The organism is Cupriavidus sp. HPC(L) (assembly GCF_000307735.3).
GTDB lineage: Bacteria > Pseudomonadota > Gammaproteobacteria > Burkholderiales > Burkholderiaceae > Cupriavidus.
Map to the genome: position 1 here is coordinate 1 of NZ_AMPR02000475.1, position 15596 is coordinate 15596.

The following is a 15596-nucleotide window of genomic DNA, read 5'->3' on the forward strand; positions in this document are numbered from 1 at the left end:
GCGCGGCGCAGCGTCCGGGCGCTGAAGGCGCGCTGGCGCGAGCTCGGCACCGAGGCGGACATCACGCTTGCGCCTGCCGCCGACGTTCTGCATGCGCTGCGCGTCGCCGGCAAGCGGCTGCGCTACGCGATCGAGGCCGTCGGCCCGGTGCTGCCTGGGCGCTACACCGGGCGTGTCCATCGCAAGCTGGTCGCCCGCCAAGCCCGGCTCGGTGCGCAGACCGATGCCGCCAGCGCCCGCCGCCTGCTGTCCGCGCTGCTGTCCGGCCCCGGCGAGGAGCATCCGTTCCAATCTGCGGGGACGGCGGGGACGCCAATCGCCGCGGCAACGACTGCCACGACCGCGATGTCGCCGCCCCTGTCCTCATCGAAGACTGCCCAACTGGTGACGCCGGCGCCGCGTTGATCTGCGACAATACCGCCCATGACCGTCCAGCCCAGCATCGACACGATCGCCGCCATCGCCACCGCGCCCGGACGGGGCGGCATCGGCGTGGTCCGCGTGTCCGGACCCGAAGCCGGCACGATTGCGCGCGCGGTCTGCGGCCAGCCGCTGACGCCGCGCCGCGCCACCTATCTGCCCTTCCTCGACGGCAAGGGCGAGGTGATCGACCACGGCATCGCGCTGTTCTTCCCCGGCCCGCATTCGTACACCGGCGAGGATGTGCTCGAGCTGCAGGGCCACGGCGGCCCGGTCGTGATGCAGATGCTGCTGACGCGCTGCCTGCAGGCGGGCCGCGAAGTCGGGCTGCGCCTGGCCGAACCCGGCGAATTCACGCGCCGCGCCTTCCTCAACGACAAGCTCGATCTGGCGCAGGCCGAGGCCGTGGCCGACCTGATCGAGGCCAGCACCGAGGCCGCCGCGCGCTCGGCGGCGCGCTCGATGGAAGGCGCGTTCTCGCAGGCGATCCGCGCGCTGGTCGAGCAGGTGATTCATCTGCGCATGCTGGTCGAGGCCACGCTGGACTTCCCGGAGGAGGAGATCGACTTCCTCGAGGCCTCCGATGCGCGCGGCCAGCTCGATACGATCCGTACCGCGCTGGGCGGCGTGCTGGCGCAGGCGCGGCAGGGTTCGCTGTTGCGCGAAGGCCTGTCGGTGGTGCTGGCGGGCCAGCCGAACGTCGGCAAGTCGTCGCTGCTGAACGCGCTGGCCGGCGCCGAGCTGGCCATCGTCACGCCGATCGCCGGCACCACGCGCGACCGCGTGCGCGAGACGATCCAGATCGAAGGCATCCCGCTGCATATCATCGACACCGCGGGCCTGCGCGAGGACGCGGTCGACGAGGTCGAGCGCATCGGCATCGAACGCACCTGGGAAGCGATCGGCCGCGCCGACGTGGTGCTGCATCTGATCGACGCCACCGACTATCTGCAGCATGGCCTGTCAGAGATCGACGATGCGATCGACGATCGCCTGTCCGGCCATTTGCCGCCGGGGGCGCCGATCCTGCGCGTGGTCAACAAGATCGACCTGGCGCCCGCGGTCGGCGCCATCACGTTCGGCGGCAACCGTCCGCACGTGGTGGTGGCCAACGGCCCGAACCCGACCGAGATCTGGATCTCGGCGCGCACCGGCGCCGGCATCGACCTGCTGCGCCGGGAACTGCTGCGCGTGATCGGCTGGCAGGCCGGCAACGAGGGCGCCTTCCTCGCGCGCGAGCGCCACCTGAACGCGCTGCGCAGCGCCCAATCGCATCTGGACCTCGCCGCCGAACGCGCCGATCAGCAGGACAAGGCGCTGGACCTGTTCGCCGAGGAACTTCGGCTGGCGCAGGAGCACCTGAACAGCATCACCGGCGAGTTCACCAGCGACGACCTGCTCGGAACGATCTTCACGCGGTTCTGCATCGGCAAGTAAGGCCGGCCCTGGGGCCGCCTTTGGGCTGCCGTTGGACTGCCGTTGGGCCGCCGTTGGGCGCCGTCCGGCCGAATATCAGCCCGGCGCCGAGCCGCGCTTCGACCCGCGCGCCGCCACCATCAAAATTGCCCCCGCAATCAAATTCGCCGCCACCGCCGCCAGGATCGGCAGCGTATAACTGCGGCTCGCATCGAACGCATAGCCGGCCGCGCTCGGTCCGATCAGCGTGCCGAAGGCCACGCTGGTGTACAGCACGCCGATGATGCCGCCGACGTTGCGCCCGCCGAACAGGTCCATCACCACCGCCGGCAGCACCGCGACCCAGCCGCCGTAGCAGGCGCCGAACAGGAAGGCGAACAGGGCCAGCATCCAGAAGCCGGTGGCGACGGCCCAGATCACCAGCGTGAACGCCAGCGCGATCACCGTGCACAGCAGGAAGCGCTGGCGGCCCATGCGGTCGGCCAGGCTGCCCAGGAAGAAGCGTCCCACCGTGCTGCCGACACCGATCACGCCCAGCAGCAGCACGGCCGTGCCCTGCGCAATGCCGAGGTCCTGTGCGTGCGGCACCAGGTGGACGAAGGGCACGAACACGCCGAACGAGGCGATCAGGCACGCGGCATAGAGGCTGATGAACTGGCGCGTCCGTACGGCGTCGCCGACCGACAGGTCGGCCGACGGCGCGGCGGTGTGGGCATGGACAGGCAACGGCTCGCCGTCCGCTGCCAGGCCGCGCTCGCGCGGATCGTTCTCCAGCAGCAGCGACGCGCCCACGCCAAGCACCGCGGCCAGCACGCCCAGCGTCAGATAGGCGTCTCGCCAGCCCGCGCCGTCGATCAGCAGCGCCGCCAGCGGCGGCATCGCCAGCGTGCCGACGCCGATGCCGCTGACCGCAAGCCCCGAGGCGAGACCGCGCCGCTTGATGAACCAGCGCTGCACCGCGCCCACCGCCGGCACATAGGCCAGGCCGACGCCCAGGCCCACGCCGAGCCCGTAGGCCGCGTAGACCTCGACGATATTGCGCGCGACGCTCGCCAGCGCGAGCCCCGCGCCGACCAGCAGCATGCCGGCGATGCACAGGCGGCGCGCGCCCCAGCGATCGGCCAGCGGCCCGCTGACGATGCCCAGCGCGAAATAGAGGAAGCCGGCCAGCGAGAACACCAGCGAGACCGCCCCGCGCGACGCGCCGAACTCGCGCTGCAACGGCTCGATGAACGCGCTGAAGGTATAGGCGCTGCCGAAGCCGACGAAGGTCACGGCGAACGCCGCGGCGACGACCCACCAGCCGTGGAAGATGCGCTGCTTGACCACCAGTGTCGTCATGTCAGTTCACCGGATGTTGTCGATGCCAATCGGTGGCGCCCTGGAAGGCGGCGCCCGCGCGCACCAGCATCGCTTCGCCCAGATGCGGGGCGACGAGTTGAAAGCCGATCGGCAGCCCTAGCCGCGACAAACCGCCTGGCAGCGTGATGGTCGGATGGCCGGTCAGGTTGAAGGGACAAGTGTACCGTTGCAGGCCGGCGATCAGCGCGGGCTGTTCGCCGAGCGTGCGAACAGCGGCCAGGGACAGCGGCGCATACGGATGCACCGGCGTCAGCAGCAGGTCGATGGTTTGCAGCAGGCTGACCATGCGGCCACGCAAGTCGGCACGGCGCAGCAATATCCGCTGATAGTCGATGCCGGACAGCGCGCGTCCCGCTTCGATGACCGAGGCCAGCACCGGCCCATATTCGTCGCGGCGGGCGGGATAGCTGGCGGCATGGGCAACGGCCGCCTCGACCGCGCAGTTGGCGGCCCAGTCGTCGGTCAGCGCGCTGCCCGCACGCATTGCCTCCGGAACGCGGACGTCGACCACGGTCGCGCCGAGCGCCCGCAAGACCTCCGCGGCCGCGCAGACAACGGCCTGGACTTCGGCATCGATGCCGTCGCCATTCCAGTCCGCGTCGATGCCGATGCGGACGCCGCGCAGGTCCGTCGCCATCGCGCCAAGGTAGTCGGGCACCGGCTCGCGCAGGGCGGTCGGGTCCTGCGTGTCGGCGCCCCCGATGACCTGCAGCAGCAGGCCGGCATCCGCCGCGCTGCGCGCCATGGTGCCGACATGGTCCAGCGACGGCGCCAGCGGGAACACCCCATGCCGGCTGACGCGGCCCCACGTCGGCTTCAGCCCGGTCACGCCATTGGCCGCCGCCGGCCACCGGATCGAGCCGCCGGTATCCGACGCGATGGCGCCATGGCAGAGCCCGGCCGCCGTCGCCACGCCGGCGCCGCTCGACGAGATGCCCGGCCAGTAGTCCGCATGCCACGGGTTCAGCGGCGCAGTGACCGAGGGGTGATGGTCGGAATAGGCACCTTCGGTCAGTTGCAGCTTGCCCAGCAGCACCGCGCCCGCCTGCTTGAGCCGCTGGACGACGGTGGCGTCCCGGTCCGGCCGGAAATCCCGATGGATCGCCATGCCGGCAGCGGTCGGCACTCCCTCGGTCCAGCACAGGTCCTTGACGCCGATCGGCACGCCATGCAGCGGGCCGCGATATCGGCCAGCGGCAATCTCGGCCTCCGCGGCTTCCGCCTGGGCCATCGCCATATCCGCCATCACCAGCGCGTAGCTGTGCAGCACGCCGTCCAGCGCGGCGATGCGATCCAGCTGGGCGCGCACCACGGTCGTAGGCGAAATCTCCCGGCGCCGGATTCTTGCGGCCAGTTCGGTGATGGAGAGGAAATGCCAATCGGAGGCCATCGTTTACTCGTACGGAAAGAAGGTTAAGTAGAATTGAAGCGGCCTTGCGCCGGAGCGTACCCAACGCTGCGCTGACATGGCCAGACGGCGTCCCAAAACTACCTTTTGTCCCGTCGCCCGCGCAAACCAGATTTCATGGGCCTTTCGCCTTAGAAAAACTAATGTCAAATCACAAGCTGCCACCGCTCAATGCCTTGCGGGCCTTCGAGGCCGCGGCCCGGCATCTGTCGGTCAAGCACGCCGCCGAGGAGCTGTGCGTGACGGCCGGCGCGGTCAGCCAGATGGTCAAGGCATTGGAGTCGCATCTGGGCGTCAAGCTGTTCCAGCGGGTGAACCGCGGCATCTACTTGACCGAAGCCGGGCGCGCCTATCTGCCGCCGGTGCGCAATGCGTTCCGGCAGATCAAGGACGCGACCGGCCGCATCGCGGCGCCGGCCGACACCGGCCTGTTGAACGTCAGCGTCACGCCGTTCTTCGCGGCCGCCTGGCTGGTGCCGCGCCTGCAGTCGTTCCAGCAAACCCATCCCGACATCGATCTGCACGTGATCACGACCACCGCGCTGGCCGACTTCACGCGCGACGGCGTGCATGTCGCGGTCCGGCACGGCCTGGGCCAATATCCGGGCCTGCACAGCGAGCGCATCATCGCGGTGGAGATCGTGCCGGTGGCTGCGCCGTCGCTGGTAGCCAGGCTCGGCATGCCGGCCACGTCCGCCGATCTGCTGCGCTGGCCGCAGGTGCACGACACCGAGCGCAAGGGCTGGCATCTGTGGTTCGCGTCACAGGGCATCGACGAGATCGAGCGCCCGCGTGGACCGTCGTTCGACGATTCGAGCCTGTTGTGGAAGGCCGTGATGACGGGCCAGGGCGCAGGGCTGCTGCCGGCGGCGATGGTGGCCCGCGAACTGGCCGACGGCTCGCTGGTCCGTCTTGCCGACGTCACGCTGCTGGATGCGTTCGCGTACTACCTGGTCTACCCCGAGGAAAGCCACGCGCGCGCGAAGATCGCCTCGTTTCGGGAGTGGATCCTGGAAGAGGCAGCACGTGCCGGCAGCGCGTAGCCGGCGCATCGAGTCTTGCAATCGGTCCTGAATCGGGACCTCGGAACCGGTGCGCATCGCGATCGCGCGATCGCCCTGCGCACAGCGTCGCATCGCGACAGGAGCCCGTATGGAAGCCTTCCACAACGTCAATCTCGCCTCGCTGCTGGACACGCTCGTCAGCCTGAGCGCCGCCTTCATGTTCGGTGGCGCGATCGGATTCGAGCGGCAGTACCGGCAGCGCACCGCGGGGCTGCGCACCAATGTGCTGGTCGCGGTCGGCGCCGCGGTATTTGTCGACGTCGCCAACCGGCTGCATGGGCACGATGGCGCGGTGCATGTGATGGCCTACGTCGTGTCGGGCGTCGGCTTTCTCGGCGCGGGCGTGATCATGCGGGAGGAGGGCAACGTGCGCGGGCTCAATACCGCGGCGACGCTGTGGGGCTCCGCCGGCGTTGGCGCGGCGGCCGGTGCCGACCTGATTCTCGAGGCGATGATGGCGACGGTGTTCGTGCTCGCGGCCAACACGCTGCTGCGGCCGATCGTCGATGCGATCAATCGCAAGCCGCTCGATGTCGAATCGGTCGAGGTTACCGGCACGGTCCACGTGATCGCGGAGCGGGGTCAGCAGAAGGCGGTCATGGCGCAGCTCGAAGAGGCGCTGGAGCGCGGCGGTTATCCGGTGCACGATCTCGACATCCAGCCGTTCGGACAGGACGAGGTCGAGATCGAGGCGACGCTGGTGGCAAGTTCCTTCGATGGCGATGCGCTGGACCGCCTGGTGCAGCGGCTGGCCGCACTGCCCGCGGTGCGCCAGGCGTTCTGGAGCCCCAGCACGACGACCTGACCGCGGCCGGCGTTGTGCGCGCCTGCGCGTTGGTTTCGGGTTTGTAGGACTACACCCACATGGCTTTCGGCGCTCACTTGATAAGGACGCGCCGCCCCTCTGTGTATCGTTCAGTCAAACGGTTGGCATTGACTTGTCACTCCGTACGAACAACTGCAGAGGTAAGCAAACATGGCTTCGGCCCTCGTCAGCATGCCTGTGGAGCATGCCCGGGCGCTTGCCCGGATTCTGTCCGTGACCCGCGCCGCCTGGCGTTTGAATGAAAACACCGAAACCGGCAACACCGCGCCATCGCGCAGTGCTTCGCGGCGCCGCCGTACCGCCCATCTTGCCGACCTCGCGGCCCGCGCGTTCGAAGCGCAGGTGATGGCGCTGCGCTGCCGCCAGGCCTTCGTTGGCTGACGCCGATCCGGTTTGCGAACAGGCAGAGGCCATTGACGCCAACCAGCAGCGAATTCCGCAGTACCTTGTAGTGCTTGTTCCGTTTTGCGCGCGACGTTTATGCGCGTTTGTGTGTCTCCTTGGTTCTTGGCCAGCCTACGGGCTGGCTTTTTTTCGCCGGCTTTGGCCTGCCCGCGCGCCTTACCTGGGGAACGTCGATTCCAGCTGCCGCACCACCTCCAGCAGGCGCGGCCGCACTTCGTCGAGCAGGAATTCGGGCGACAGGCTGTACGACGGGCCGCCGACATTGAGCGCCATCCTCGCCATGCCGTTGCCCGGATCGAAGCCGCGGCCGATGCCGTTGACGTCCTTTTGCCAGTCGCCGAACGAGCATGCGACGCCCAGCGCGCCATGGTCCTGCAGTCCTTGTTCGATGCCCTTGCGGATGCGCGGCCAGGCGACGTCGTCGAGTTCGCGTATCTGCTCGAGCAGCGCCTCCCGTTCTCCATCGGGCGCGACCGCGAGCCACGCCCGCCCGATCGCCGACGTCGACACCGGAATGCGAGAGCCGATGTCGAGCGTCAGCGAGATCGCGGCCGAGCTACGGCAGTGCTCGACGTAGATCATCGACAGCCGGTCGCGCGCGCCGAGCGATACGGTGCCACCGGAGAAGTCGGCCAGGTCCTGCATCAGCGGCCGCGCGACCTTGCGGATGTCCAGCCGCGACAGCATCGCGCTGCCCAGTCCCAGGCAGGCCGTGCCGAGCGCGTACTTGGTGGTGCCTTCGTATTGCGTCAGGTAGCCGAGCCGGGTCAGCGTCGCGGTCAGGCGCGACACCGTGGATTTCGGCAGACGGCAGCGCTGCGCGATCTCCTGATTGCCGAGCGCACGGTCGCTCGAGCGGAAGCACGCCAGCACTTCGAGTCCGCGCGCGAGCGCCGTGACGAAATGCCGGTCTTCCTTCGATGCGGCCTTCGATGTGGCCGTCGATGCGGCCCCGTTCGTGGGCGAGCTGTCGCGCATGGGAATGGACTTCTGCTGGCCGCTCATCCGACCCGGATACCGGTCTGCTGCACCAGCGACTGCCACACCTTCTGGTCGCGCTTGAGCAGCGCCGCGAACTCGTCGGCGCTGGTGCCGCGCGGCAGCATGCCGGCCTCGGTCAGCATCCGCGATCCATCGGCCGAGCGTACGATGCGTGCGATTTCGGTCGACAGCCGGTCGATTACCGGACGAGCGCAGCCATGCGGGGCCAGCATGCCGATCCAGCCGATCGCCTCGAAGCCCTGGTACCCGGATTCCGCGAAGGTCGGCACGTCGGGCATCGACGGTACGCGGCTGGTCCCCAGCGTCGCCAGCACCTTGATGCGGCCCGCCTCGCCATAGGTGCGCGCCACCACCGTGGAGACGAAGCCGGCCGGCAGCTGCTTGGCCAGCAGGTCGGCGATCGCCGGGGCATCGCCCTTGTAGGCCACGTGCACCGTCTCGATGCCTGCGCGCCGCTTGAACAGCTCGCCGTACAGATGCCCGGTCGAGCCGACGCCGAGACTGCCGTACCCCGATCCCGGATGCGCCTTGGCATAGGCGGCGTAGTCGCGCAGCGACTTGACCGGCAGATCGGCGTTGGCGACGAACACCTGCGCGGCGTCGGCGACCAGCGACAGCGGATCGAAGTCCGTCATCGGGTCGTACAGCGGCTTGGGCTGGATCAGCGGGCTCTGGATCAGCGCGGTATTGGTAAACAGCAGCGTGCGGCCGTCGGCGGGCGACTTGGCCACCTGCGCGGCGCCGATCATGCCGGCGGCGCCGGGGCGGTTCTCGACGATCACGGTCTGCTTGACCGCCGCGCCGAGCCGGTCGGCGATGAAGCGCGTGATCGCATCGGTCGAACCGCCGGGCGGGTAGGGCAGCACGATGCGGATCGGGCCGTCGATGGTGGCGGCGCCGGACGACTGCGCGCCGGTAAGGCGAGGCAATGCGAGGCTGCCGGCGAGCGCGGCCGAGGTCTGCAGCAGCTTGCGACGGGACGGGTTCATGGTTTGTCTCCTGGTGTCATCGGGCACTCTTGCGGCGCCCTTCCGATCGATGTGCGACCGCGGCTTTGCACGGCTTCGGTCGCGCCTGCTCAATGCGTTCTCAATGCGTCCTCAATGCGTCCTCATTGCGCGCGCATTGCGATGCTCACTGCGACTGCTCCGCCTCTAGCTGCGCCTGCAGCTCGACCTTGCGCACCTTGCCGGTCGCGGTCAGCGGCAGTTCTTCGACGATGCGGATCTCCGGCACCTTGTAGACCGCCATCTGTTCGCGGCACCAGGCGTGCAGCGATTCGGCGTTGACCGTGGCGGCGTGTTCGGGCCGCAGCCGGATGAAGGCCACGGGCATCTGTCCCTTGTCGCGATCGGGCCGGCCGACCACGGCCGAACCCAGTACCGCGGGATGGCGCGACAGCAGCACCTCGAGCTCCGACGGGAACACGCTCATGCCGCGCACCTTCAGCATTTCCTTGCGGCGGCCCAGGAAATGCAGATAGCCGTCCTCGTCGTAGGCGCCGATATCGCCGGTGCGGAACCAGCCGTCGCGGAATACTTCGGCGTCGACGTCCGGCCGTCCCCAGTAGCCCTTGAACAGCGACGGCGTGCTGACGACGATCTCGCCTTCGGCGCCGATCGGCAGCAGCGCGCCGGTGTCGAAGTCGCAGATCTTGATGCGCGTGCCGGGCACCGGCAGGCCGACGAACACGGGCCGCCCGCGCAGGTCCATGTCGTCGTGCTGCATGCCGGTGGTGAAGGTGTCGCTGGTATGCGTCTCGGTCATGCCCCAGGCGCCTTCGGCCAGCACGCTGCCGGTCAGCTCGAACCAGCGCCGGCGGATGTCGGGCGTGATCTTGCGGATGAACGAGGCCGCGCGCGTATGCCGCAACGAGCGCAGGTCGTAGCGTGGCAGCTCGGGGTGGTTCATCAGCTCGACCGCGTTGTCGACCACGACGAAGGTGCGGTTGACACGGTAGCGGTCGATGGCCGCCATCACGGCCACCGGATCCCAGCGCGCGAGCACCACCACGGTGGCGCCGCTGAAGATCGGATAGATCAGTCCCAGGTTCTCGCCGGCGATCCAGAACATCGGCAGGAAGTTCAGCATCACGTCGTCGGAACCCTCGGCCATGCGCGCCGCGTCGACACCGCCGGTCAGCGCGTACGAGGCGGCGGCCGTGTAGACCATGTCGCGCTGCGTGTGCATGCAGCCCTTGGGCATGCCGGTGGTGCCGCCGGTGTAGTTCAGCGCGGCGAGCGCGTCGAGATCGACGGGCGGCAGCGCGATTGGCGACGTCGCGCGGATCGCCGCCATCAGGTCGGTCGCACCGTCGATTCGCAGCGGCGCCGCGTCGAGTCCTGCGGGCAGCGGCACGGTCGGCCGCGCCGGCAGCATCTCGCCCTGGCTGGTAGTGAAGACCGTGCGGACGCGGGTCTGGCTCTTGACCGCCATCAGCATGCCTGCCAGCTGGTCCAGCACGATGATCGCGGTCGCGCCCGAGTCGTTCAGCTCGTAGCGCAGCTCCTCTTCCTTGAACAGCGGATTGACCGGCACGTAGACCGCGCCGAGCTTCAGGATGCCGTAGAACACCACATGGAACTGCGGGCAGTTGCCGATCATCACCGCGACGCGGTCGCCCGCGCCGATGCCGTGCGAGGCCAGCAGCGCGGCGCAGCGCTCGCTGAGGTCGTCGAGCTCGGCATAGCCGACTTCGGTGCCGTAGTAGATCAGCGCCGGATGCGTCGGGCGACGGCGCGCCCACGCGCGCAGGTAGTCGCCGAGCGCGACCTCGCCGTGCGGGTACACCGGCGCGGTCGGCAGGCCGGCGGGCCAGATCCGGCGGTGGCGCGCTTCCAGATCGTCGAAGAACTGCGCCTCGGACGTGGCGTCATGCGATGCCGGTGGGTTCGACTGCTCGCGGTCCATCTGCTGTCTCCTGTTGCATTCTTGTTGGGGTCGATGGCAAGGCGGGGGACGTCTGCGGCGGTGCCGGCGCGGGTTCTCCTTACCAGGCGTCGACGTAGGGCCGCAGCGGCCGGTCCCGATGCGATGTGCCCGCGTCGAGTCCGGTCACCAGCCACTGCCGCGTCGCCGCCGGGTCGATCACCGCATCGAGCTCGAGTGCGGCGGCGGCGTTGATCGCGTGGCCACGCTCGTACATCTGCGCGACCAGCTTCTGGTACAGCGCATCGCGTTCGGGCCCCTCGGGCAGCGCCTCGAGCTCCTTGCGAAAGCCGAGCCGCACCGCTCCCTCGAGGCCCATGCCGCCGAACTCGCCGGTCGGCCACGACAGCGTGAAGGTCGGCGCGCGAAAGCCGCCCGCCGCCATCGCCATCGCGCCGAGGCCGTAGCCCTTGCGCAGCACCACCGCGAGAAAGGGCACGCGCAGCTTGGCGCCGATCACGAACATCCGCGAGACGTGGCGCACCTGCGCGCGCGCCTCGACCTCCGGGCCGACCATGAAGCCCGGCGTGTCGATCAGCGAGACGATCGGCAGGCCGTGCGCATTGCAGATCTGCATGAAGCGTGCGGCCTTGTCGGCAGCGTCCGCGTCGATGGCGCCGCCGAGGTGGCGCGGGTTGTTGGCCAGGATGCCGACCGGGCGGCCCTCGATGCGGGCCAGCGCGGTATGGATGCCGGTGCCGAAGCCGCTGCGCAGCTCCAGCACGCTGCCGGCGTCGGCGATGCCGGCGATCGCCGCGCGCGTGTCGTAGACGCGCAGCCGGTTCTCCGGCACCACGCGCCGCAGTGCCAGCGGATCGGGCGCCTGCCAGTGGGCGACGGAACCCTGGAACATCGACAGATAGTGCTTGGCCGCGGCCACCGCGGCGGCCTCGTCGTCGACCAGCAGATCGACCACGCCGTTGTGATGCTGCACCGCGGCTGGGCCGATGTCCTCGGGCCGGAACACGCCGAGCCCGCCGCCCTCGATCATCGCCGGTCCGGCCATGCCGATATTGGCGTTGCGCGTGGCGACGATCAGGTCGCAGCAGCCCAGCAGCGCCGCATTGCCGGCAAAGCAGCGCCCGGAGGCGATGCCGATCACCGGCACCTCGCCGCTGAGCGCGGCAAAGGCCGCGAAGGACGGCTGGTAAAGCCCGGCCACGGTCGGAAAGTCGACGTCACCGGGCCGGCCGCCGCCGCCTTCGGCAAAGATCACGGTCGGCAGCCGGTTCTGCAGCGCGACCTGCAGGATACGGTCGGTCTTGATGTGGTTGCGCTTGCCCTGCGTGCCGGCCAGCACGGTGGCGTCGTAGGCCAGCACCGCGCAGCGCGAGCGCTCGGCCGGGAACAGCGCACCGTTGACGCCGCCGATGCCGGTGATCAGGCCGTCGGCCGGCGTATTGGCGATCAGGTCCGCCTCGCTGCGCCGGCTGGCCTGCGCGGCCACCGCGAGCGCACCGTATTCGACGAAGGTGCCCGCATCGCACAGGTCGGCGACGTTCTCGCGCGCGGTGCGCTGCCCGCGGGCATGGCGCTTGGCGACGGCGTCGGGCCGCGCCTCGTCGTACAGGAAGGCATGGCGATCGAGCACGCGCTGCAGGTCCGCGCGGATCGCGTTCGGATCGGCCTGCTCGGCATCGCCGCCGGTGTGCGCGCCGGCCTCGGCCGGTTCCAGGACCAGCAGCACCTGCCCTTCGGCGGCCTGCTCGCCGGCCTCGGCGCGCAGGTCGATCACGCGGCCCGGCTGTTCGGCGACGATCGCGTGTTCCATCTTCATCGCGTCGAGCACGGCGACAGTCTGGCCGGCCTGCACCAGCTGGTCCACCGCGACGCTGACCTCGACAAGCCGCCCGGCCATCGGCGCGCGCACTGCGCGCAGGCCCTCGCCGAGCTGCTCGTCGAAACTGCTGGCGCCGACCGGTGTGGCGGCGACAGTGGCAATGGCGCCGCCGGTGCCGTCCTGCACCGCCTGCTGCGCGCGGCGCTGCGCATCGAGCTGCGCGGCGCGGGTCAGCAGTTCGGGCAGCACCGCCTCGACGTGCCGGGTATGGATCTGCTGGCTGGCGAAGTCTTCGCGCTCGGCCAGCGCGCGCAGCAACTCAAGATTGGTCGCGATGCCACGGATCGTGAATTCGCCCAGCGCGCGCTGCAGCCGTCGTACCGCGTCGGCGAAGCGTCCGCTGCCGGACGTCACGATCAGCTTGGCCAGCAGCGTGTCGTACTGCGGCGAGGGCGCGTAGCCGGTATAGCCGTGCGTGTCGACGCGAACGTCGGGGCCGGTGGGTGGATCGAAGCGTTCCAGCCGTCCCTGCGCCGGGCGGCCGAGGCCTTGCGCATCGATCGATTCGGCGTTGATCCGGGCCTGGATCGCATAGCCGCGTGGCGCGGGCGGCCGCTGCGGATCGAGGCCCAGTTCGCGCAAGGTCCGGCCCTGTGCGAGCCCCAGTTGCAGCGCCACCAGATCGACGCCGGTGACCTGCTCGGTGATCGTGTGCTCGACCTGCAGGCGTGGGTTGGCCTCGATGAAGACGAAGGACGGGTTTGCGCCATCGCGGACGGCCCCGTGGCCCGGTTCGGCTTCGTCCACCAAAAATTCGAACGTGCCCAGGCTCCGGTAGCCGGTTCGGCGCGCGAGCGTACGGGCCGCCTCGACGATGCGTTCGCGCAGCGCGGGGTCCAGCGCCGGGCTGGGCGCGATCTCGACCAGCTTCTGGAAGCGCCGCTGCAGCGTGCAGTCGCGCTCGCCCAGCGAGATCACGTCGGTCCCATCGCCGGCGATCTGCACTTCGATATGGCGCGCCCGCACAACCAGCCGTTCGGCATAGACCGCGTCGATGCCGAACGCCGAGCGCGCCTCCGAACGGCAGCGCGCATAGGCCTCGGCCAGCGCGTCGCGTTCGCGCACCACGCGCATGCCCCGGCCGCCGCCCCCGCCGACCGCCTTCAGCACGATGCCGGCGCCTTGCTGCTTGTCGAAGAAGGCCGTCACTGCCTCCAGCGTCGCGCTGCCTTCGGTGGCTGGCATCACCGGCACGCCGCACTCGCGCGCCAGCGCCAGCGCGCGGCCCTTGTCGCCGAACAGTGCGAGCTGGCCGACCGTCGGGCCGACGAAGATCAGGTCGGCCTCGGCGCAGGCCTGTGCGAAGTCGGCGCGTTCGCTGAGAAATCCGTAGCCGGGATGGACCGCGTCGCAACCGGTGCGGCGCGCGGCGGTGAGGATGGCGGGGATGTCGAGGTAGGCGGTGGGGCCTTCGCCGTCGAGCGCGACCGCTTCGTCGGCCAGCAGGCGGTGGCGGCTATTGGCATCGTCGCGTGCGTAGACGGCGACGGTCGCGATGCCTAGATCGCGGGCCGCGCGTTGCACGCGCAGCGCGATCTCGCCGCGATTGGCGATCAACAGCTTCTTCACAAGTGTCCCCTGTCGATGTCGCCGCCGCCGGCAGCGGGGCGCATTGTTTTTTGTGGCATGTGATTCTGCAAAGCAGAATCTACATGTCGGGGGATGCGGGGGACAAGGGCGTTTGCCGCGGTGGGACAAAGACGTTGGCGATAATCGGCCAGGCAAAAATTCCGCTGTGCAGAATCACGGTTCAAAATCGGGCGCCACTGCCGTCGATACCGCATCGGATCTCGCATCGGTTGCCGAGCGAATCGCCCCTACAGATCCCGCGGCTAGTCGCCGTTAACCGGCAGAGACCCCGCCATGCGCGCGCTGCGATGCTGGCGGGAGAAGCCCTGCCACCGCGCCATCGAACCAACCGGACCCCGAGGGGAACCGCCATGACTTCCGCCCTGCCACGCCGCGGCCGCGCCGCGTTTGCCGTTTCGTCCGCCCGTGCGGGCCTGCCGAGGATGTCCGCGCTGACGGCGTTGACCGTGCTGACCGCGCTGACGGTGCTGACCACGGGCTGCGCCACCTATCAGTCCGTCAGCCCCGCCGAAGCGGCGCCGCCGGCCGATCCGATCGCGGCAATGGTCCGCATCGATCCGGACCTCGGGGCCTCGTTCTGCGTGATCGATAGCCCCGCCGGACGCGCACCGTTCGCGGCGACGCTGCTGCAATCGCTGCAGCGCCGCGGCTTCGAAGCGAGGCTGCTGCCGCCCGGATCGTCGGTGGCGGCCTGTACGTTGACGGCGACCTATGCGGCCACCTCGCAGTCGTACTGGCGCACCTTCCTCGCGACGGCCGACATCACCGTCTATCGCCGCGGCGAACGCGTCGGCAAGGCGGTCTACGACGCGCGGCGCAGCCAGGGCGGCGTCAACCTGAGCCACCTGATCGATCCGCAGCAGAAAATCGACGAACTGGTCGACCAGCTGTTCCCGGGCCGCCTGCCGCATCCGGAGGCGCGGGACCGCAACGCCCCGCCGTCCGATCCGAACGGCGGGGCGGGTCCGAACGCCAACTCCGGCGCTACCGCTACGCCAGCCTGAACGCCTGCACCGCCTCGCGCAGCTGCTGGGCGCGCTGATCGAGGCTTTCGGCGGCGGCCGCCGCCTCTTCGACCAGCGCGGCGTTCTGCTGCGTGACGCCGTCCATCTCGGCCAGCGCGTCGCTGACCTGGGCGATGCCCTGCGACTGCTCGCGCGACGCCGCGCTGATTTCCGCCATGCGCGTGGCGATGCCTTCCACCTGGCGCACGATGTCTTCCATTGCGCTGCCGGCCTGCTGCACCGCTGCGTGGCCGTCGCGCAGGTCGGACACGGTGCGTTCGATCAGCGCCTTGATTTCGCCCGCCGCGGTGGCGCTGCGCTGCGCGAGGCT

The 15596-nt window shown here is 69.7% G+C and carries 13 protein-coding genes; 6 read left to right on the forward strand and 7 right to left on the reverse strand.

Features of this window, described 5'->3' with window-relative positions:
- Both B551_RS24895 and mnmE read left to right on the forward strand, forming a co-directional pair.
- Positions 1-405, forward strand: a 405-nt coding sequence (locus tag B551_RS24895) for a CHAD domain-containing protein (RefSeq protein WP_043442883.1), incomplete at its 5' end; no start/stop codon positions are given.
- 18 nt (positions 406-423) lie between these two features.
- A complete protein-coding gene (gene mnmE / locus B551_RS24900; protein ID WP_006579325.1) occupies positions 424-1857 on the forward strand; it encodes a tRNA uridine-5-carboxymethylaminomethyl(34) synthesis GTPase MnmE in 1434 nt (477 codons plus the stop codon).
- Between the two features lie 75 nt (positions 1858-1932).
- Here the strand turns inward: mnmE and B551_RS24905 are convergent, their stop codons facing one another.
- Positions 1933-3177 carry an MFS transporter gene (locus B551_RS24905; protein WP_006579326.1) on the reverse strand — a complete coding sequence of 415 codons (1245 nt, stop codon included), beginning with the start codon at positions 3175-3177 and terminating at the stop codon, positions 1933-1935.
- Between the two features lies 1 nt (position 3178).
- Positions 3179-4588, reverse strand: a complete 1410-nt coding sequence (locus B551_RS24910) for an amidase (RefSeq protein WP_006579327.1) — start codon at positions 4586-4588, stop codon at positions 3179-3181.
- 161 nt (positions 4589-4749) lie between these two features.
- On the opposite strand from B551_RS24910, the gene gcvA reads away from it, so the two are divergent.
- The 3 genes from gcvA (at position 4750) to B551_RS24925 (ending at position 6877) form a co-directional block, all read left to right on the forward strand.
- Positions 4750-5649: a transcriptional regulator GcvA gene (gene gcvA, locus B551_RS24915; protein WP_006579328.1), complete on the forward strand. Its 900-nt coding sequence runs from the start codon at positions 4750-4752 to the stop codon at positions 5647-5649.
- Positions 5650-5758: 109 nt separating this feature from the next.
- A complete protein-coding gene (locus B551_RS24920; RefSeq protein WP_006579329.1) occupies positions 5759-6475 on the forward strand; it encodes an MgtC/SapB family protein in 717 nt (238 codons plus the stop codon).
- A 171-nt stretch (positions 6476-6646) separates the two neighbouring features.
- Entirely contained in the window at positions 6647-6877 is a 231-nt protein-coding gene (locus B551_RS24925; RefSeq protein ID WP_006579330.1) for a hypothetical protein, read from the forward strand.
- Between the two features lie 180 nt (positions 6878-7057).
- Here the strand turns inward: B551_RS24925 and B551_RS24930 are convergent, their stop codons facing one another.
- From B551_RS24930 to B551_RS24945, 4 genes are all read right to left on the reverse strand, one after another.
- Positions 7058-7879: an IclR family transcriptional regulator gene (locus B551_RS24930; protein ID WP_023265249.1), complete on the reverse strand. Its 822-nt coding sequence runs from the start codon at positions 7877-7879 to the stop codon at positions 7058-7060.
- A gap of 23 nt (positions 7880-7902) precedes the next feature.
- Complete coding sequence (locus B551_RS24935) at positions 7903-8892, reverse strand: tripartite tricarboxylate transporter substrate binding protein (RefSeq protein ID WP_006579332.1); 990 nt, start codon at positions 8890-8892, stop codon at positions 7903-7905.
- Positions 8893-9037: 145 nt separating this feature from the next.
- Positions 9038-10813 (reverse strand): AMP-binding protein, encoded by a 1776-nt coding sequence (locus B551_RS24940; protein WP_006579333.1) that lies wholly within the window; start codon positions 10811-10813, stop codon positions 9038-9040.
- A gap of 79 nt (positions 10814-10892) precedes the next feature.
- A complete protein-coding gene (locus B551_RS24945) occupies positions 10893-14240 on the reverse strand; it encodes a carboxyl transferase domain-containing protein (RefSeq protein ID WP_023265250.1) in 3348 nt (1115 codons plus the stop codon).
- Positions 14241-14611: 371 nt separating this feature from the next.
- On the opposite strand from B551_RS24945, the gene B551_RS24950 reads away from it, so the two are divergent.
- Positions 14612-15265 carry an Sbal_3080 family lipoprotein gene (locus tag B551_RS24950; protein ID WP_253281420.1) on the forward strand — a complete coding sequence of 218 codons (654 nt, stop codon included), beginning with the start codon at positions 14612-14614 and terminating at the stop codon, positions 15263-15265.
- Here the strand turns inward: B551_RS24950 and B551_RS24955 are convergent.
- On the reverse strand, positions 15252-15596 hold a 345-nt coding region (locus B551_RS24955), incomplete at its 5' end, for a methyl-accepting chemotaxis protein (RefSeq protein ID WP_023265251.1). The two genes, B551_RS24950 and B551_RS24955, sit on opposite strands and share 14 nt — an antisense overlap.